This window comes from Nocardia sp. NPDC004573, from assembly GCF_053602135.1.
Genome location: NZ_JBSGDA010000001.1, coordinates 79,552 through 97,829 on the forward strand (window position 1 = coordinate 79,552; position 18,278 = coordinate 97,829).

An 18,278-nucleotide genomic window follows, 5' to 3' on the forward strand; every position below is an offset into this window, starting at 1 on the left:
CCGGGCAACGAGCGCATGAGTCGAGCCTGCGACCTTGCGAGCTGGACATCCTCCCGGCGTCGATCGGGGTGGCGTCACCGTGCGGGGGATACAACACGGGAAAGCGCAGAGACGAATGCACCGACGGCGCGAAAGAACCAGGCCGCCTGCGGATCAGCCGAGGACGGTAGCGACGATCCCCGCGAGGTAACCCAGCCGGGCCACCTCGGAGGGCCGGAAGTCGGGTCCGCCGGGCCTGCCGAGCAGCAGCACCTTGCCGGTGTTGCCCAGCGGAGCGGCGGCCAGCTTGGTGTCCATGTCCCGCCAGATCTCCGGCACCCAATCCCCTTCGGGATCGAGCACGCTGGGCTTCTCCAGCGGCATCCACGGCGCCGAGCCCGCCTGCGTCTGCGGCGCGCTCGGGCTGCCGACCACGCGGTAGGCCCCGTGCGGACCGATGTCGATGATCGTGCTCCAGCCCACCCGAAGCACCCGCGGCACGCCGTCCACCAGCACCTGCATCCGGTCGTCGCGGGCGCCGGCCACCTAGTCGATGAGCTCGAGCTCGCGATGGGTGTCGAGCACGCCGGAATACGGGCGGATCGAGTCCACGTGCACGTCGCCGATAGATTCCGCCGCGGTGATGAGGGTGTCGGGGAGCGCGCCGGAGGGCACCTCGACGACCAGATCGTCGACGGCGTAACCTGCGCCGCGCTCGACCACATCCAGGGAGAGGATGTCGGCGCCGACGGAGCCGAGTGCGAGAGCGAGAGCGCCGAGGCTTCCCGGTCGATCCGGAAGTTGCACGCGGAGCAGATACGACACGTGCGTTTCCTTTCTTAGGGCGGCCGAGGCTGGAGAACGAATACCCGGGTGACGCAATACTTACACCCCTTACGGCCGGTTATCGAGTCGAAGGCAGTCCAGTGACGCATGCCACTCGGTGAATTCGCGCGAAGGCGGCGTGTCGGGCTGGTGCGAGCGGACGTGTCGCGGGCCGGAGGGGGTTGCCGGGGGGCTTGTCGGCCGACGCTCGCGCCGCCGCGCCGGAGAAGCGCGGGTGCCGCACGGCGACCTGGTCGCCGGTGGCTAGGCTGTGTGGGTTGAGCACTGTTGATAACGAAGCCGAAAGGGGTCCCGCGGTGCCCGCCATCTCCCGCGACGAGGTCGCACACCTCGCCCGGCTGTCCCGGCTCGCGCTGTCCGATGCGGAACTGGATCAGTTCGCCGGACAACTCGATTCGATCTTGAGCCACGTGCGGACCATCTCCGAGGTCGCCGCCGCCGACGTCCCGGCCACCGCGTCGCCGAACCCGGCGACCAATGTGACCCGGCCCGATGAGGTGGTGCCGGGCCTGACCCCGCGCGAGGCGCTGTCCGGCGCGCCCGCGGTGGAAGAACAGCGGTTCATGGTGCCGCAGATCCTGGGAGAGGGCGAATGAACGCAGCATCGCATCGCGATTCGACGGGGGGTGATGGCCGGGCGACGGGCGGGCGCGATCTGACCGGGCTGTCGGCGGCCGAGCTGGCCGACAAGATCCACGGCCGCGAGCTGTCGTCGGTGGAGGTCACCCAGGCGCACCTGGACCGGATCGCCGAGGTCGACGGCGAGTACCACGCCTTCCTGCACGTCGCGGGGGAACAGGCGCTTCAGGCCGCGGCCGCGGTGGACGCGGCGCTCGGCTCGGGCGCCGCGCCCGCCTCGCCGCTGGCGGGAGTTCCCTTGGCGCTCAAGGATGTGTTCACCACCACGGACATGCCGACCACCTGCGCGTCGAAGATCCTCGAGGGCTGGGTGTCGCCGTACGACGCGACGGTCACCGCGCGGCTGCGCGCGGCGGGCATCCCGATCCTCGGCAAGACCAATATGGACGAGTTCGCCATGGGCTCCTCCACCGAGAACTCCGCCTACGGCCCCACGCGCAACCCGTGGGACACCACCCGCGTCCCGGGCGGGTCGGGCGGCGGTTCCGCGGCGGCGCTGGCCTCGAATCAGGCGCCGCTGGCCATCGGCACCGACACCGGCGGGTCGATCCGCCAGCCCGCGGCCGTCACCGCGACCGTCGGCACCAAACCGACCTACGGCACGGTGTCGCGCTTCGGCCTGGTCGCCTGCGCGTCATCGCTGGACCAGGGCGGTCCGTGTGGACGGACGGTGCTGGACACCGCACTGCTGCACGAGGTGATCGCGGGGTACGACCCGCGCGACTCCACCTCGCGCGACGTACCGGTGCCGCCGGTGGTGGCCGCCGCGCGCACCGGGGCGCAGGGTGACCTGCGCGGCGTCAAGATCGGCGTGGTGAAGGAGTTGCACTCCGACAGCTACCAGCCCGGCGTGCTCGCCTCCTTCGACGCCGCCGTGGCGGTGCTGAAGGACCTCGGCGCCGAGGTGGTCGAAGTGTCCTGCCCGCACTTCGAATACGCGCTCTCGTCCTACTACTTGGTGATGCCGTCGGAGGTGTCGTCGAACCTCGCGCGGTTCGATGCCATGCGTTACGGCCTGCGCGTCGCCGACGACGGGCGGCACAGCGCCGAACAGGTCATGGCGGCCACGCGTGCGGCCGGGTTCGGCCCGGAGGTCAAGCGTCGCATCATGATCGGCACCTACGCGCTGTCGGCGGGCTACTACGACGCCTACTACGGCCAGGCGCTGAAGGTGCGCACGCTCATCGCCCGCGACTTCGACAAGGCCTATGAGCAGGTCGACGTGCTCGTCTCGCCGACAAGCCCGTTCACGCCGTGGAAGCTGGGCGAGAAGGTCGACGATCCGCTGGCCATGTACCTCTCGGACCTGTGCACCCTGCCGACCAACCTGGCGGGTCACCCGGCCATGTCGGTGCCCTCGGGTCTGAGCAAGGACGACGGCATGCCCGTCGGCCTCCAGATCATGGCCCCCGCTCTCGCCGACGACCGCCTCTACAAGGTGGGCGCGGCCTACGAAGCCGCTCGCGGCCCCATCGCCTGACATTCGGCGGAGCCGCTCGTTCGCGAAACGGGCGGCTCCGCGAGATGGTCACGCGGGCCAGGTGAATTCCGGGTCGTCGGCGTAGTCGCGACGGCGCTGGTCCAAGGCGAGCGCGACCATCTGGTGCGCGCCGGGCCCGATGATCTTGCGCAGCGGCGGGTTCGGCATGTTCACCAGTGCGATCAGACCTGCGGCGCCGACTTCCGGTGACGCTTCGACCCATTCGGTGTCGGTGCCGGACGTAGCGTCCGGCGCGGATTCGGCTGCGGGCCCGGCGGCTTCGCTCGGCGACTGGGCGTCGGTCGAGTCGGCGGAAGCGTTCGCGGCGTCCCGGTCCGCGGCCGGATAGTCCGGCATGCCGAGGATGCCGCTGCGCAACTCGGCGTAGGCGGGGATGCCGGTGGCGAACCGCATGCTCGACTTGGCCCAGTCGGTATCGAAGCCGCCCAGTTGCGCGAGCGTGACCCGGATGCCGAAGGGGCGCAACTCGTCGGCGAGCGAGGCGCTGAATCCTTCCAGGGCCCATTTGCTCGCGTTGTAGAGGCCGAACAGCGGAAGGCTTCCCACGGCGCCGACCGTGGAGATCTGCACGATGTGCCCGGAGCCCTGGGCCCGCAGATGCGGCGTGGCCGCTTGCGAAACCCAGAGCGCCCCATAGAAATTCGTGTCCATCTGGTCGCGGATCTGCGCTTCGGTCAGTTCTTCGACGGCGCCCACCAGGCCGTAGCCGGCGTTGTTCACGATCACGTCGATGGCTCCCACCGCGGCGAACGCCTTGTCCACGGTGGCGATCACGTTCTCGCGGTCGCGTACGTCCAAGGGAAGCACGGTGAGGCGGTCGTCGGTGAGGTCGGTCAGGGACTTCGGGTCGCGGGCGGTCGCGACGACACGGTCGCCCTGCGCGAGCGCGGCCGTCGTGAACGCCCGGCCGAGTCCGCGACCGGCGCCGGTGATGAACCATGTTCTGGTCAAGAAGAGATCCTTTCGTCGCGAGACGCTCTGTCTCGTTCGAAACCATGCCAAGCGGCGATCGTCCTGTCAAGACGAGACGTTTCGTCTCGTTTTATGCTAAGGTGTGGCCATGGCCGATACTCCGACCGCCGCGCGCCGCAGCGAGCGTGCCCGTGCGGCGATCCTCGCCGCGACAGCCGAGCTGATCCGCGAGGTGTCCTACGCGAAATTGAGCGTCGAGGCCATCGCGGCCCGTGCGGGTGTGGGCAAGCAGACGATCTACCGCTGGTGGCCGTCGAAGGGCGCGGTCGTCTTCGACGCCATGCTCGAATCCGATTCCGGTCCGGCGGGCCCCGCACTGCCCGACACCGGCGACATCGCGGCCGACCTGCGCCTACTGCTGCGCGGTTCGGTGGGAGCGCTCACCGACCCTGGCTTCGAGTCCTTCCTGCGGGCGATGTACATCGAGATCCAGCAAGACGCGGAACTGGCCGTCGCGTATCGCGAGCGGCTGCTGCTGCCCCAGCGTGCGGCAGTCGCCGACCGGCTGGCGGCCGCTGTCGCCGCCGGTGAACTGCGCGCCGGACTGGACCTCGAACTCGCCATCGATCTGCTGCTCGGCCCGATGCAGATGCGGTGGTCACTGGGGCTCGGCGGGCTCACGGAGGCGTACGCCGACGCCGCGCTCGATGCCGCGCTGGCCTATCTGCGGGCATGAGCCGACCGACGCCGCCCCGCTCGGCTCAGGAAGCTCCCAGCTTCTCGGCCTGTCCCTTGATGCCATCGGTCATGCCTTCGAAGCCGCGCCGCAGATTCTTGCCGAGCAGTGCGACGACCACGGGATGCAGCCATCCGCCGAGCTCGAAGTGCGACTCGTAGCGGGTGCGGTCGTCCGAGAGCGGCGTCACCGTGTGCGACCGCAGACTGTGCAGCGCGCCCAGGGGCACCGGTTTCATCGAGTAGCTGAGCTCACGGCCCGGAGTGTGCGAGCGAATCCATTCCCGCTGCTTGCGAGGGCTCGACCCGGAGACTCGGACGAGCATGTCGATCGGCTCGCCGGGAACCAGCGAACTGCGGCACTCCGTGACGAAGGGATTCCACTCGCCGTAGCGCGGGAAGTCGGTGATCACCTGCCACACCAGCTCGGCGGGGGCGTCGATGTCGGCGGCGAGGTCGATGACGAAGGCCATGCAGGAATTAGAACATGTTCTACGCCCATGGGGTGCGGGCGCCGCGCCGAACGGCTCAGCAGGACCCCATGGCCGTGCCCTGATCGGTGCCGTAACGGTGGCCGTGGCCCGGTGGGGCGTGCAACGCGGCGAGCAGGTCGGCGGTGGTCTGCGCGAAGCTGATCACCGGAAGCCACTGCGGAACCGGAGCGTCGACGCGGGCGCCTGCCAGGTCGGGCGCGCGCCACAGCTGGGACAGCGACCAGTGGACCACCGGATCGGAGCTGTTGGCCAGCACCGTCGCACCGCCGCGATGCACGTGGTCGGCCGGAGGTCCCGCCCAGAGGACCGCGCAGGTCCGGCTGTCCTGCTCGGCGTCGTCGGCGAAGACGGCGTTGCCGCCCAGGGCGCCCAGACTCTGCCCGTAGAGGTACAGCTTCGGCTTGTGCGCCAGCCCCGCGATGTGGCGCTCGACGGCGGTGAACAGACTGCGCGCGGCCGTCACCGCCGCGTCCCGGCCGAAGACGAACGTCGCCCAGCTCGGGAGGTAGGAGTACTGCAACCCGACCAGTGCCACGTCACCATCGAACCGCCGATCGAAACCCGCCACGGCGTTCGCGTCGATCCAGCCCGATCCGGTGGGCACCGTGACGACCAGGTGCGAGCGCGTGAAGCCGCCCGACCGTTCCAGCTCGCGGATCGCCAGCGCGACGCGGCTGTCCAGGTCCGGCGCCGAGGCCACCCCGATGTAGACCCGCACCGCCCGCCCCGGTGCGCCGCCGACGAACTTGCGTCCCTCGGAGCCGAGCGAGGCCCAGCTCACCGCGGACTCGGCGCTGCCCGACCCGCGGTGCGACACCGGCTGGACCACCGCGGGATCCACCTCCGCGTTCGCGCTCGCGTACACCGACTCTCGCCATCCGACCATCGCCGGCAGCCCCACGAGATACAGCAGAACCGCCACGACCGCGGCCAGCGAGACACCCCGCGCCCAGCCCAGCCTCCGCAACGCCCAGGTGATCGAGCGGGTGGCACCGACGAACAGTCCGATGAGCAACGCCGCGCCGAGCCCGCACCGCAGCCAGTAGCCGGTGTCGATGTGCGGCGTGCCCATCGCGGCGCGCAGCCGGTTCTGCCAGTGTCCCGCGTTCGCCGCCGCACCCACCACCAGGACCGACGTCGCGATGAGCAATGGCAGCCGCAACCACCCCTGCCGCTGGTTGACGTCGAAACCCCAGCGCCGCAGGACGACTCCCAGCACCCCGGCCATCCCGAGGGTGAGCGCCGCGAGGAGCCCGGTCAGCACGGCTTGCGCGCTCGGCGTGCGAGGGAGCAGTCCGGGCGCGAGGGAGGCCAGCACCCCGATGCCGATGCCGAGCGTCGTGCCGATCCGCGGCGGCGCGACCCGGCGTATCGCGACGACCCGCAAGCGCCGAACCAAGAACTTCGTGACGAGCGAGGTCATGGTCGTACCGCCGCGTCGTGGTACGACAGGTCGGCCACCGGCGCGGGGTCACGGCGGCGGTTGCGCACGACGAGGGCCGCGATCAGCCCGGCGATTCCGGAGCCGAGCACGCCGAGCAGCACACCGCTCGTCGCGGGACCGGTGTCCGCCGGGTCGAGCAAGGGCTCCACCACCGGCGCGCCGTAGTCCTGCCGCCGCGAGTTCAAGTCGACGGCGGTGTTCGCGATCGAGGCCATCGCGTCGCAGCGCGCGCGGGAGAAGGAGTCCACGCGGGCGGCACAGGCTTGGTGCATCTGCCGGTCCAGCGTCGCGTCGAGGGCCTGCCGCGCCCACGGGCCCAGCGGCTCGCCGCGCTGGTCGGCGTAGCGCAGCAGGTCGTAGCCGAGGTCGTGGGCCTTACAGGCGGTATCGAACTCGACGGGCAGCGTCACGGGGGACGAGCAATCCCCGCGCGGATTGACCAGCACCCCGTCCACCGTGCTCGGCCGGTAGCCGAACGACGCGACGAAGTCCGCCGGGATCGCGGTGAGCGCGTCGGGCGCGCCCGCGGCCAGTTCGGCGATCGCGGCGCTCGCCTGCGCGCTCTCGACCGGCGCGGCCGCCGCGGCGGCCTGCTGGGCGGGGGCCAGGAACGCCGTCGCCGCCATGGTGGTCAGCGCGGCCGCGGTGAGCGCCGCATAGCGCCGCGTCGGCGCGGTGGCGGAAGTGGTTGCTGCGGAACGGGTTCGGGCTCCTGCGGCCGAGGCGTACCGGGTCTCGCGCCCGGCGCTGGTCGGTGTGCTCATGGCGACGACGTTAGGGAGTCGCTTCCGGCGGCCGCCTCACGCCCGGGGACGTTTCCCGTGCCGCGCCGCCGGGTGAGCCGCCGTGCCCGTCTCCCACCGGGGTATCGGGCGGGAAATCACCCGTGGGTATGAGCCGCGGTGAACCGCGAGTTCCTAGGGTCGTAGGCATGAACCGAGAAATTCGCGCCTGGACGCGACGGCTGGACGCGCGGACCTGGTTCGACCTCGGCACGGTGCTGGTCGCTCTGATCTGGTACACGGTCGCCTGGCCGACCCTGCACCTGACCCACGCGGTGCCCGCCGCGGCGCAGCCGTTCATCGCGGCGCTGGCCGCGTTCCCGGTGCTGCTGGTGCGGGTCAACCCGGCGTTGGGCTGGGCCATCTCGGCGGGCTCCGCGCTGGTGATCGCGCTGGCGATCCCGCATCAACCGCACAACGAGCTGCCGTTCCAGGTCGTCCACCTGCTGTGCCTGCTGGTGTCGCTGTTCGCGGTGGCGGTGCGCGCCCCGGGGCAGATCGTGGCGGTGGCCTGGGCGGCGACGGCGCTGCTGTTGGCGACCACCATGCCCGGCGAAGGGGAGGCGTTCGCCAACGCCGCGTGGGGCTGGCCGATCGCGCTGGCCGCGCTGGTGCTGTTCGGCCTGCTGATCCGCTGGCTGGTGCTGTCGCGGCGGCAGCTGGTGCGCCAGGAGGAGGAGAACGAACTCGAGCGCGCCCGCCGCGCCATCCTGGAGGAGAAGGCGCGCATCGCCCGCGACCTGCACGATGTCGTGGCCCACCACATGTCCCTGGTGGTGGTGCAGGCGCAGACCGCGCCGTACCGGGTCCAGGGCGTCACCCCGGCCGCTCGCGCCGAATTCGAGTCCATCGGCGCCACAGCGCGCGAAGCGCTGAACGAGATCCGCGGCATGCTCGGCGTGCTGCGCAGCGACGGCCAGCTGCCCGAACACGCGCCTCAGCCGAAGGCCGCGGATGTGATCGCCCTGTTCGAGGGTGCGCGACGCGCGGGTGTCCGCATCGAGTGGACCGTCGACGGAGCACTGGACACGATCCCGGAGACGACCGGTCTCGCGCTCTATCGCGTCGCCCAGGAATCGCTGTCCAACGCTTCCCGGCACGCACCCGGCGCCCCGGTCGAGGTGCGCATCGCGTGTGGCGCGGAGCTGCTGCTCGACGTCGGCAACGGTCCGGGCGCGACGCCCGCCCGGCCGGTCGGCAACGGCGGCCACGGCATCGCGGGCATGCAGGCGCGAGCGTTGGCCGTCGGCGGCGAAGTGACGGCGGAACCGCGGGCGGACGGCGGTTTCCGAGTCCACGCGCGCTTCCCGCTCGTCGCGCCCGAAGCCGCTGCTGCCGTCGTCGGTGCCGGGCACGCCGAGCCGGGTCGCTGAGCATCGGCCCGCCGCGCAGTCGGCGGGGGCAATTAGGGTGAGCGGGTGGCAATTACGGTGTTGATCGCCGACGACCAGGCAATGGTCCGGCAGGGGTTCGGCGCGCTGCTCGCGGCGCAGCCGGATATCAGCGTGGTGGGTGACGCGGCGGACGGGAAAGCCGCGGTGGCCGAGGCGAAGCGGCTGCGCCCGGATGTCGTGCTGATGGATGTGCGCATGCCGGAGATGAACGGACTGGACGCGGCCCGCGCCATCCTGGCGGCCGGGTTCGACCCGCCGGTGCGCGTGCTGATGCTCACCACCTTCGACATCGACGACTACGTCTACGAGGCGCTCAGCCTCGGCGCCAGCGGGTTCCTGCTCAAGGACGCGCCCGCCGAGGAACTGGTGCGCGCGGTGCGCGTGGTCGCCGACGGCCAAGCGTTGCTCGCGCCGACGGTCACCCGCAGGCTCATCGCCGACGTCACCCGCCGCCGCAGCGCGGCCCGCGCCAAGCCGGGGCCGCAGCTGAACGCGCTGACTCCCCGCGAGCGGGAAGTGCTCGAACTCATCGCGAAAGGCATGTCGAACGCCGAGATCGCCGAAACCCTGTACGTAGCCGAACAGACCGTGAAGACCCATGTCTCCAAGGTCTTCGCCAAGCTCAACCTGCGCGATCGGGCGCAAGCGGTGGTGCTGGCCTACGAGAGCGGCCTGGTCACCCCGGGCTGAGCCGGAGTCACAGCGGCGGGCAGGAGCCGCCGCGCAGTTCGCCGAGATGACGGCCCAGCATCCGCGCCATCCGGCTGAGGATGGTGGTGGAGTCCTCGAAGCTGCCGGAATCGGCCGTCGCCGCCATGGCCACGGCGATCATGCCGGACCGCACCGGGACCAGGCCGAACTGGCGGACGGTGTAGACGCCGGTCACGTCGTCGGGCCCCCAGCCGCCCTTGAACGCCGTGCCCTCCAACACGCCGAGACCCCAGGCCTGCTCGGGCGTGATCTCCGTCATCAGCTCGGTGACGTGGAACGACTCGGGCAGACAAGGCAACCGGGAGGCGAAGCGCGCCTGATTGGCCAGCGTCCATTCGGTCCCGCCGAAGGAGGTGTAGTCCAAAGTGGTGCGCGGGCCCGCCACACCGGTCGTGGCATCGCCCGCCTCGTCGATCACGTCCTGGACCGCCTTGGCCGCTTCCAGCCCGTCGCCGAGCGACTGCCACAGCGCCTCGGCGGCGCCGTTGTCCGACCACGTGATGGCCGCCTCCACCTCGTGCAGGATCTCTTCTTGGGAGTCGTGCCGCAGAGCCGCGATCGCCAGCGGCACCTTGATGGTGGACCAGGCGATGCCGCTGACCCAGTCGCCGAAGACGGTCATCCGGCCGCCGCCCACGGGCATGATCGCCATGCCGACCTGGCCGGCCAGCTGCGGCTGCAACTGGGTGAAGTCGGCCGCCAGCGAGTCCGGCATGGTCACCGCGAGGTTGGGCCGCCAGGCTCCCGCGGTGTCGACGACCACGGCCGGGGTGTCGGCGGCGGGCTTGTCGGCGGGAAACAGCGTGCACGAGGTCAGCGTGAGCAGCACCACCATCGCACCGGCGCGTAGCGCCGACCGACACGTCGCAGCGGATCCCGTCGACCTCACCACCGAGTCCTCCCCACCACCGGTGACGCGGTCACTACTTCTCGGCGGTGCAAAATAGCTCATCGGGCTCGTCCGGCCGGTGACCGGACGAGAGACATCGCCGCGGCGCGCGGCGGCGTCGACGGAACGATGTCTCGAACATAGTTTTGCCGATCTTCCCGGAGAATTCGAAACCCGGTGGCCACGGGGTCACCCGGTAGGCTCCAGGATCGGTATGGCGCCCGGACGTCACGTCCGGCCGCCGCGGTCGCCTGAAGGGGGCGTGTTGCTCAACAGTGGTGCGGTGTTCGCCGGGTTCACCATAGAGAAGCTGCTCGGCCAGGGCGGCATGGGATCGGTGTATCTCGCCCGTCACCCCAGATTGCCCCGGCAGACGGCGCTCAAATTGCTCAACCGGGATCTGTTCACCGACGCGGAGGTCCGGGCCCGATTCGAGCGGGAAGCCGACCTGGCGGCGCAGCTGGACCATCCCAACATCGTCGCGGTGTACGACCGCGGCACCGAGGACGAGCAGCTGTGGATCTCCATGCAGTACGTCGACGGCGTCGACGCGGCGACGGTGAACCCGCAGACCCTGCCGCCGGAACGGGCCGTGCAGATCATCGAGGGCGTTGCGTCCGCACTGGATTACGCGCACGGCATGGGCGTGCTGCACCGCGACGTCAAGCCCGCGAACATCATGCTGGCGCGTGCGGGGGGCGGCCACGGCGAACGGGTGTTCCTCACCGATTTCGGCATCGCGCGGCTGCGCGAGGACTCCACGCACCTCACCCAGACCGGCATGTTCACCGCGACGCTCGCCTACGCCTCGCCCGAACAGATGACCGGCGCGCACCTGGACCACCGCTCCGATCAGTACTCGCTGGCCTGCGCGCTGTACTGGCTGCTGACCGGCGTCGCCCCGTTCGACGCCCCCGCCCCCGCCGACATCATCCGCGGGCATCTCCAGTTGCCGCCGCCCTCCGTCGCCGCCCGGCGCCCGGGCCTGTCGCCCGCAATGGACGCGGTGATCGCGAAGGCCATGGCCAAGCGGCCCGAAGACCGATTCTCCTCCTGCGTCGAATTCGCCACTGCCGCACGGCGAGCGCTCACCGAGCCCGCTCCGACGGTGTTGGCCGCGCAATACCAGCCGCAGCCCGCGCCCACCGTCCTCGCGCAACCGGCGTACCCGGCGCCGGAGGCGAGTCCGCCGACCTACGTGCCCGCGGCGTCCGCGCCCGGCTACTCCGCGCCGCAGTACAGCCCGAATCCGACCGGTGCGCAGCAGTTCCCGGCGTCCAACGGTTATGCGGCGGTGACGCCCCAGCCGAGTTATCCCGCGCCGCCGCTGTCCGCTCCCACTCCGCCGCCGATCGGGTATCCGTCCCACCAGCCGCCCGGCTATCCGGCGCAAGCCCGCTCCAACACCGGCCTCATCGTGACGATCGTGCTGGTGGTCGTGGCACTGCTGGTCGGAGCAGGCATCGTCGTCGCGAAGATCGGTTTCTCCGATTCCGCGTCGCCCTTGGACACCGGCCCCAGGACGCCCGCGGGGCCGTCGGATGCGGACAAGCTCGCCAAAGCTTTCCCCGAGCTGCTACCGCAAGGCGTCGACACGAAATACGACATCGGCTCCGGCCCGGGGTATCGCGGTAAGACCTGCTTCCTCGGCACCGCCAAGCCGGGCGGCAAGGTGTCCAGCTCCAACGGCGTCCCCGACTTCCCGAACTGGTCGAAGGCCTGGAATTGCTGGGGCACGCCGATCGCCGACCCCGACTACGTCCTCATCGGCTTCACCTCGCCACAGGACGCCCAGGCCGCGGTGCGGGACCTCCCCTCCAACACGCCGGCCACCGAACGCAACGGTGGCAAGACGTATTCCACCTACCGCTGGCAGGAGAAGGGCAGTGGGTCGCCGGACGGCTACCTCGTGGTGGATTTCGCCGACGACCCGGCCCGGTCGAGCTACCTGCTGTTCGCCACGGTGACGCTCACCGACAGCAATCCGAGCTCCGGATTCGGCATCACCTCGGCGAAATTCAAGACCTGGTTCGCCGAGCTGCCGCTGTGAAGGCTCAGTCGACCGCCAGCGCCTCCACGATCGGCAGCCGGGCCGCGCGCAACGCGGGCGGGATCGACCCGAGCAGCGCCAGCGCCAGCGCGACGGTTGCGTAGACCAGCAGCATCGGGCTCGGCCGGTAGTCGACGTCGATGGTCAGGGCGTGCCCGATGGCGACGGTGCCCAGGAACTGCACCGCCGCGCCGAGCGCCAGGCCCAGCAACGCGCCGACGACTCCGATCCCGGCGGCTTCGGCCAGCACCGACCGCATCAAGAATTTGCGCCCGGTGCCCATGGCGCGCAGCACGCCGAGTTCCCTGCGGCGCTCCAGCACCGACAGCATCAACGTGTTGAGCAACGCCACCGTGGCGACCAGCACCACGATCCACAGAATGGCGTTGCTCATCGCCATGCCCTGCTGAATGCTGGACGACGCGGCCGTCACCGTGTCCGCGCCGGTGTCCACGTTCAGCTCCGGCGGCACCACCTGCCGGATTGCCGCGAACACCGCCGCGTGATCGGCGTCCGGGGCGATGTCGACGGCGATGACCGTCTCGCCGGGACGCTCGTACCAGCTGCGCATCAGATCCAGGTCCATCATCACCACGCCGGCGATGGCGGAGAAGTACGGAATCACCTGCAGCACCCGCACCGTGCGGGGGCCGGTCGGCGTGGGCAGGGTCAGGTCCGCGCCCGCGCCGACGCCCAATGAGCGCGCCACGTCACGGGAGATCGCCACGCCTTCCCCGGCCGACAACCGGGCGACCGACTCGTCGGTGAGCATGCGCATCCGCGTCTGTCTGGCATCCGGCGGAAACCCTTGCAGCATCACGCGACTGTCGCCGAGCGTGGCGAAGGCCATCTGCGCCGGGCTCAGATGCGTGACGCCCGGGACCGCCGCGAGCTTGCCGGCCAGATCCGCGGGCAGCAGCGGCCCGGTGGGGAACTGCGCCATCGACGCGGGGCTGACGTAGACGTCGTTGCGGGCCAAGTCGGTGAAAGTGACCGTGGCCGAGTCGATCATGTTGCTCGACGCGCCGCTCATGCCCACGGTGGCCCCGACGCCGATCATGACCGTCATCGCCGTCGCCCACACTCGCCGCGGCGAACGTTCCAGGGTGGTCGCGCCCAGTGCGCCGGGAGCGCGGAACCAGCGCGCGACCCCTGCCGCGACCCGCACGATCGGGCCGGTGGCGGCGAAACAGAGCAGGATCGCGGCGATGAACGACATCGAGATGGCGGTGAGCGAGTAGCGGCCGAGATCGCTGCTCGCGATGTACACCGCGGTCACGGTCAGCCCGGCGCCCGCCGCCACGGCCGACCAGCGCAGCGCGGGGCTCGCCGTGTCGGTCCGGGCGGCCCCGACCGGAGCGAGTGCCTCGATGGGCTGGACCTTGTACACCTGGCGCGCGGCGAGCGCCGCCGCGAGCACGCTGGTGAACACGCACGCCACGACCGCGAACGGAATCACATACCAGGGCACCGCGTATTCGGTGCGCGCCTCCACCGACTGCACGATCGCGGTGGGCAGCGTGCCGATCGCGACACTACCCATGAACACCCCCAGCGCCGCGCCGACCGCGCCGCCGAGCACGCCGAGCAACGCCGCTTCGGCCAGCAGGTCGCGCACCATCGGGCCGCGTTTGCCGCCGATCGCGCGCAACAGCGAGAGCATCGGCCTGCGCTGGGCGATCGCCATGCTCATCGCGTTATAGATGAGGAACGCCGACACGATCAGCGCCGCCGCCGACGCCATGGTGGTGGAGTAGCGGACCATCTGGATCGCCCCGCCCGCCTGCGCGGTGCGCAGACTCGGCTCGGCCACCACCGCGCGCCCGTCCACCGCTTCGGTGAGCGCGGCACGCACCTGCGCGAGATCGGCGCCCTCGGCGGGAACGATCTGCACCGAGTCCAGTCGTCCCGTGCGATCGGTGACCTTCTGCGCGAGCCCGAGCGGAGCGGCGATGAGGTGGCCGCCGTTGAGCTTGCGGGATGTCTCCTCGTCGAGCACGCCGGCGACCGTCACCGTCGTGCCGCCCAGCTGGAACTGTTCCCCCTCGCCGCGGCCGAGCCCCGTGCCGACCACCACCCCGTTGGGCACCGAGAGCAGCTTCCCGGTGAAAGCGCTCATCGGCTTGGTCAATTCGCTGCCCAGCGCGCTGATGGTCGAATCGGCTCCGATCAGCAGCGCGCGGTCGGCGCCGGTGCCGACCTGCACCCGCAGCATCGGGACCGCCACTTCGACCCCGGGTGTGGCCGCGATCCGGCGCAGCAATTGCTGGTCGAAACCGGCATCGGTGATCCCGCTGACCTCCAGCTGCGCCTTGCCGCCGAGGCCGCGGGTCAGCTTGTCCACCGAGCCGGTGACCGAGCCGGAGATGCTCAGCACCGCGACCAGCAGCGACGCCGAGACCCCCATCACGACCAGCGACATCGCGGTGCGTCCGCGATGGGCGAGCAACTCGCCGATATTGAACAGTCGCAGGCGATCCCACGCGGCGCCGATCCGGCCCACGCTTCGCTGCCGCCTCCAGGCCTGACCGCTCACGCTGTGTTCTTCTTTCGCGTGAGCGGGGCCTTGCGTGGTCACGCTTCGCTGCCGCCTCCAGGCCTGACCGCTCACGCTGCTCACGCGTTGACCGTCCGCTCGACTTTGTCGTTGGATCCGATCCGCCCGTCGCGCAGCGTGATCACGCGGTCGCAGTAGGTCACCGCGCCCATGTCGTGGGTCACCATCACCACCGAACTGCCCGATCCGGCGATCTCACCGAGTAGCTCGAGGATCGCCGCGCCGGTCTTGGAGTCGAGGTTGCCGGTGGGCTCGTCGGCCAGGATCAGCGGCGGGTTCATGATCAGCGCCCGCGCCACCGCCACCCGCTGCATCTGCCCGCCGGACAATTCGGCCGGACGGTGTTCGGCCCGCTCGGCCAGGCCCACCCGGTCGAGCAACTCCAGGGCGCGCGGTCTGGCCCTGCGTAAACCGGTGCCGTCCAGCAGTTTCGGTATCGCCACGTTCTCCCACGCCGACAGCGTGGGCAGCAGGTTGAAGAACTGGAACACGAAACCCACCTGGTGCCGCCGGAACTCCGACTGCTGTTCCTCCTCCAGCGCGCCGATCTCCTCGCCCCGGAACCGGATCGAGCCCGCGTCGGGACTGTCGAGCGCGCCGAGCAGATGCAGCAGGGTGCTCTTGCCGGACCCGGACGGCCCGATGATCGAGGTGAATTCCCCCGTCTCGATACGCAATCCGACGTCGTCGAGCGCGCGGACCGCCTGTCCGCCGACCCGATATTCCTTCGTCACGCCCGATAGTTCCAGCATCGCCGGTTCCGGCATCGTCGTCCCCCGCTCCGTACGGTCGATCAAATCTCTTCGTTCCTCGTCGCGCGTTACCGCGCCATGGCCTCCGACGCGAGTTTGCGGCGACGATACTGTGCGTCGAGCACCGCGCGCAGCGCCGGCTGCTCGGCCGCCAGCTCGAGATAGGCCTCCATCGCGGTCAGCCCCTGGTCGAGTTTCGCCGCGAAATGCAGGTCCCACCGGTAGCGCAGCGTGAGCAGGAGTCCGTCCGCGCCGCCGAACAGCCGATCCAGCTCGGGGAATCCCTCGAACAGGTCGGGATCGGCCGGGTCGAGCGCCGCGCGGGTGAGCACGGCGTGCACGATGTCGGTTCGAGCGTGCTGATCGGTCCAGGACATGGCCCTCGCCTTCCTCTGTGAACTACCGCCAACGCTACGGACGTGACCGTCTTGTTGTCGTCGTGCCAGGGACCCGAATGCGTCTCCGCCCACGGTAGGAGCGGCGGCCCGCTCCCGGGACGATGTACCGGCCCGGATACGGCGGCTAGCCTTACAGAATGGGTTCGACCGGCGTATCCGAAGCACCGCCCGGTACGCCGCGCGACGGCCGCGTGCGGGCCTCGATGCGGCGCGTCCGCGAGCGGTGCGCCGAGTTCGCGCGCGATCCGGTCGCGGCCTTCCGGCGCAGCGTCGAGGAGCTGCCCTACGACTATCCGCCGTCGGTCATCATCAGCGTCGATGTCGCGGTCTTCGCCGTGGCGGTCGCGGCCGCGGTGCAGCGGCACAGCTACTTCCCGACCCTGCTTCCGGTGATCGCGGTCCTGCTGACCTGCGCCTTCGGGCCGCTGCACGCCCTGCTCGGCGTACTGCCGCGCCCGCTGCTGCTCGGCGTGCTCGCCATGGCGGCCGAGGCGCTGTTCCTCGCCCAGCCGGTCGCCGCCGATTTCGCGCCGTTCGTACTGGTGGCCGCCGCGGGGGAGATCGCGGCGATCGCGCCGAAACGGGTGAGCATCCCGGTGACGGTCGCGATGATGCTGCAGCTGGTCGCCTTCGACGCGATCGGCCATGTGCCCGAGGGGCTGCCCACCTATCTGGTCGGCATCGCGTTCGGCTGGATGGCCGGGCTGATGCTGCAATATCAGCGCCGCTTCCTCTACCAGGAACGCGGATACCAGGACATTCGCGCGGCGCAGGCCGCCGACGAGGAGCGCCACCGGATCGCGAGGGAAGTGCACGACGTGATCGCGCATTCGCTGAGTGTCACGCTGTTGCATCTCACCGCCGCCCGGCATGCGCTGGAGACCGACCGCGACGTGGACGAGGCCGTGGAAGCGCTGACCGACGCCGAGCGGCTGGGCAGGCAGGCGATGGCCGATATCCGCCGGACGGTCGGCCTGCTGGACGCGCGACCTTGGAAGCAGGTCCCGGAACCGGGCGTGGAGGACATCGAGGACTTGGTCGGCGATTTCGTGCGAGCCGGTCTGGATGTGCGCTACGACCGCGAGGGCGATCTCGGCGCGGTGTCACCTGCGGTCGGGCTCGCGCTCTACCGGATCGGCCAGGAGTCGCTGGCGAACGTCGTCAAGCACGCGCACGGCGCGTCGGCCAGGGTTCGGCTCGCGGTGGACGCGACGGTGGTCACGCTGACGGTGGATAACACCGTGCCCTCCGGGCTGCCGAGCCGGCGCGGCGCGGGCATGGGGTTGTCCGGCATGCGCCAGCGCGCCGAACTGCTCGGTGGACGGATGACCGCTGGGCCGTCCGGCCACGGCTGGTCGGTGCGGGCGGGCATTCCGCTCGCACCGGGGCGGGGCGGATTCTCCTGCTCGGTACTGCCGGGCGCCACCACCGGACGGGAGGGTTCCTGAGTGAGCGTGACCTCGGCCGCGAGCGGCGCAGACGCCGTGTCCGTGTTGGTGGTGGACGATCAGGAACTCGTGCGCGGCGGTCTGCGGCGCATCCTGCGCCGCCGAGACGGATTCGTGGTGACCGAGTGCGCCGACGGCGACGAAGTCCCCGCCGCCGTCGCGCAGGCGCGCCCCGACGTGGTGCTGATGGACCTGCGGATGAAACGGGTCGGCGGTATCGATGCGACCAGGACGTTGCGGGGGCGCGACGGCGCTCCACCGGTCCTCGTGCTCACCACCTTCGACGACGACCAGTTGCTGTCCGGGGCGCTGCGCGCGGGCGCGGCCGGATTCATCCTCAAGGACTCGCCCGCCGAGGATCTCATCCGCGCGGTGCGGACCGTCGCGGGCGGCGGAGCCTGGCTCGACCCGGCGGTGACCGGCCGCGTGTTGTCGGCCTACCGCACGGTGCGTGCGGTGCGCACCCCCACCGACGCACGCCTGTCCGAATTGACCGCGCGCGAGTACGAGGTGCTCGTACTGATCGGTCGCGGCCGGGTGAACGCGGAGATCGCACGCGAACTCGGCATCTCGGAGGTGACCGTGAAAAGTCATGTGGGACATATCTTCGGAAAGCTCGAGCTGCGGGATCGGGCCGCGGCCATTGTGTTCGCGTTTGACCACGGGGTGGTGACACCCGGAGAATCCACTCTGTGACGGGCAGGCTCCGGTCGCGGACCGCGTGATCTCGGTGTGCGATCCCTGCCT

At 70.6% G+C, this 18,278-nt stretch carries 16 protein-coding genes and 1 pseudogene; 8 read left to right on the top strand and 9 right to left on the bottom strand.

Translation table 11 applies throughout. From position 1 onward, the window contains the following. Positions 1-153: 153 nt before the first annotated feature. Positions 154-804 (bottom strand): annotated as a pseudogene (locus tag ACWEKR_RS00375) (amino acid-binding protein). A gap of 317 nt (positions 805-1,121) precedes the next feature. Here ACWEKR_RS00375 and gatC point away from each other — a divergent pair. Further along, positions 1,122-1,421 carry an Asp-tRNA(Asn)/Glu-tRNA(Gln) amidotransferase subunit GatC gene (gatC, locus tag ACWEKR_RS00380; RefSeq protein WP_063019684.1) on the top strand — a complete coding sequence of 100 codons (300 nt, stop codon included), beginning with the start codon at positions 1,122-1,124 and terminating at the stop codon, positions 1,419-1,421. After that, positions 1,418-2,944: an Asp-tRNA(Asn)/Glu-tRNA(Gln) amidotransferase subunit GatA gene (gene gatA / locus ACWEKR_RS00385; protein ID WP_452352629.1), complete on the top strand. Its 1,527-nt coding sequence runs from the start codon at positions 1,418-1,420 to the stop codon at positions 2,942-2,944. Before gatC ends, gatA begins: the two co-directional genes overlap by 4 nt. Positions 2,945-2,992: 48 nt before the next feature. Here the strand turns inward: gatA and ACWEKR_RS00390 are convergent, their stop codons facing one another. After that, a complete protein-coding gene (locus tag ACWEKR_RS00390) occupies positions 2,993-3,916 on the bottom strand; it encodes an SDR family NAD(P)-dependent oxidoreductase (RefSeq protein ID WP_452352630.1) in 924 nt (307 codons plus the stop codon). Between the two features lie 109 nt (positions 3,917-4,025). On the opposite strand from ACWEKR_RS00390, the gene ACWEKR_RS00395 reads away from it, so the two are divergent. Continuing rightward, positions 4,026-4,613, top strand: coding sequence for a TetR/AcrR family transcriptional regulator (locus tag ACWEKR_RS00395; RefSeq protein WP_452352631.1), 588 nt, complete (start codon positions 4,026-4,028; stop codon positions 4,611-4,613). Positions 4,614-4,638: 25 nt separating this feature from the next. Here ACWEKR_RS00395 and ACWEKR_RS00400 read toward each other — a convergent pair whose 3' ends face one another. From ACWEKR_RS00400 to ACWEKR_RS00410, 3 genes are read right to left on the bottom strand one after another with little or no spacing between them, the layout of a single operon-like run. Then, positions 4,639-5,085: an SRPBCC family protein gene (locus ACWEKR_RS00400; RefSeq protein ID WP_452352632.1), complete on the bottom strand. Its 447-nt coding sequence runs from the start codon at positions 5,083-5,085 to the stop codon at positions 4,639-4,641. Positions 5,086-5,140: 55 nt separating this feature from the next. Beyond that, complete coding sequence (locus ACWEKR_RS00405; protein ID WP_452352633.1) at positions 5,141-6,529, bottom strand: alpha/beta-hydrolase family protein; 1,389 nt, start codon at positions 6,527-6,529, stop codon at positions 5,141-5,143. Next, entirely contained in the window at positions 6,526-7,314 is a 789-nt protein-coding gene (locus ACWEKR_RS00410) for a hypothetical protein (protein ID WP_452352634.1), read from the bottom strand. Before ACWEKR_RS00410 ends, ACWEKR_RS00405 begins: the two co-directional genes overlap by 4 nt. A gap of 167 nt (positions 7,315-7,481) precedes the next feature. On the opposite strand from ACWEKR_RS00410, the gene ACWEKR_RS00415 reads away from it, so the two are divergent. After that, on the top strand, positions 7,482-8,705 hold the full coding sequence (locus ACWEKR_RS00415; RefSeq protein ID WP_452352635.1) for a sensor histidine kinase: 1,224 nt from the start codon (positions 7,482-7,484) through the stop codon (positions 8,703-8,705). 45 nt (positions 8,706-8,750) lie between these two features. Next, complete coding sequence (locus ACWEKR_RS00420; protein ID WP_452352636.1) at positions 8,751-9,416, top strand: response regulator; 666 nt, start codon at positions 8,751-8,753, stop codon at positions 9,414-9,416. A gap of 7 nt (positions 9,417-9,423) precedes the next feature. Here ACWEKR_RS00420 and ACWEKR_RS00425 read toward each other — a convergent pair whose 3' ends face one another. Further along, the gene (locus ACWEKR_RS00425) at positions 9,424-10,272 is read right to left on the bottom strand and encodes a hypothetical protein (protein ID WP_452352637.1); all 849 of its coding nucleotides are present in this window, start codon (positions 10,270-10,272) and stop codon (positions 9,424-9,426) included. A 316-nt stretch (positions 10,273-10,588) separates the two neighbouring features. Between ACWEKR_RS00425 and ACWEKR_RS00430 the strand changes: the two genes are divergently transcribed. Beyond that, entirely contained in the window at positions 10,589-12,376 is a 1,788-nt protein-coding gene (locus tag ACWEKR_RS00430) for a protein kinase domain-containing protein (RefSeq protein ID WP_452352638.1), read from the top strand. A gap of 4 nt (positions 12,377-12,380) precedes the next feature. On the opposite strand, the gene ACWEKR_RS00435 is transcribed toward ACWEKR_RS00430, so the two are convergent. The 3 genes from ACWEKR_RS00435 to ACWEKR_RS00445 all read right to left on the bottom strand — a co-directional run bounded on the left by ACWEKR_RS00435 (position 12,381) and on the right by ACWEKR_RS00445 (position 16,062). Then, positions 12,381-14,912 (bottom strand): FtsX-like permease family protein, encoded by a 2,532-nt coding sequence (locus tag ACWEKR_RS00435; protein WP_452352639.1) that lies wholly within the window; start codon positions 14,910-14,912, stop codon positions 12,381-12,383. 80 nt (positions 14,913-14,992) lie between these two features. Continuing rightward, a complete protein-coding gene (locus tag ACWEKR_RS00440; RefSeq protein ID WP_452353062.1) occupies positions 14,993-15,700 on the bottom strand; it encodes an ABC transporter ATP-binding protein in 708 nt (235 codons plus the stop codon). Between the two features lie 53 nt (positions 15,701-15,753). Further along, positions 15,754-16,062 (bottom strand): hypothetical protein, encoded by a 309-nt coding sequence (locus ACWEKR_RS00445; RefSeq protein ID WP_195086189.1) that lies wholly within the window; start codon positions 16,060-16,062, stop codon positions 15,754-15,756. Positions 16,063-16,220: 158 nt separating this feature from the next. Between ACWEKR_RS00445 and ACWEKR_RS00450 the strand changes: the two genes are divergently transcribed. Beyond that, the gene (locus ACWEKR_RS00450) at positions 16,221-17,531 is read left to right on the top strand and encodes a sensor histidine kinase (RefSeq protein WP_452352640.1); all 1,311 of its coding nucleotides are present in this window, start codon (positions 16,221-16,223) and stop codon (positions 17,529-17,531) included. A 42-nt stretch (positions 17,532-17,573) separates the two neighbouring features. Then, complete coding sequence (locus ACWEKR_RS00455) at positions 17,574-18,227, top strand: response regulator (protein ID WP_452353063.1); 654 nt, start codon at positions 17,574-17,576, stop codon at positions 18,225-18,227. The last annotated feature ends 51 nt before the right edge of the window (positions 18,228-18,278 follow it).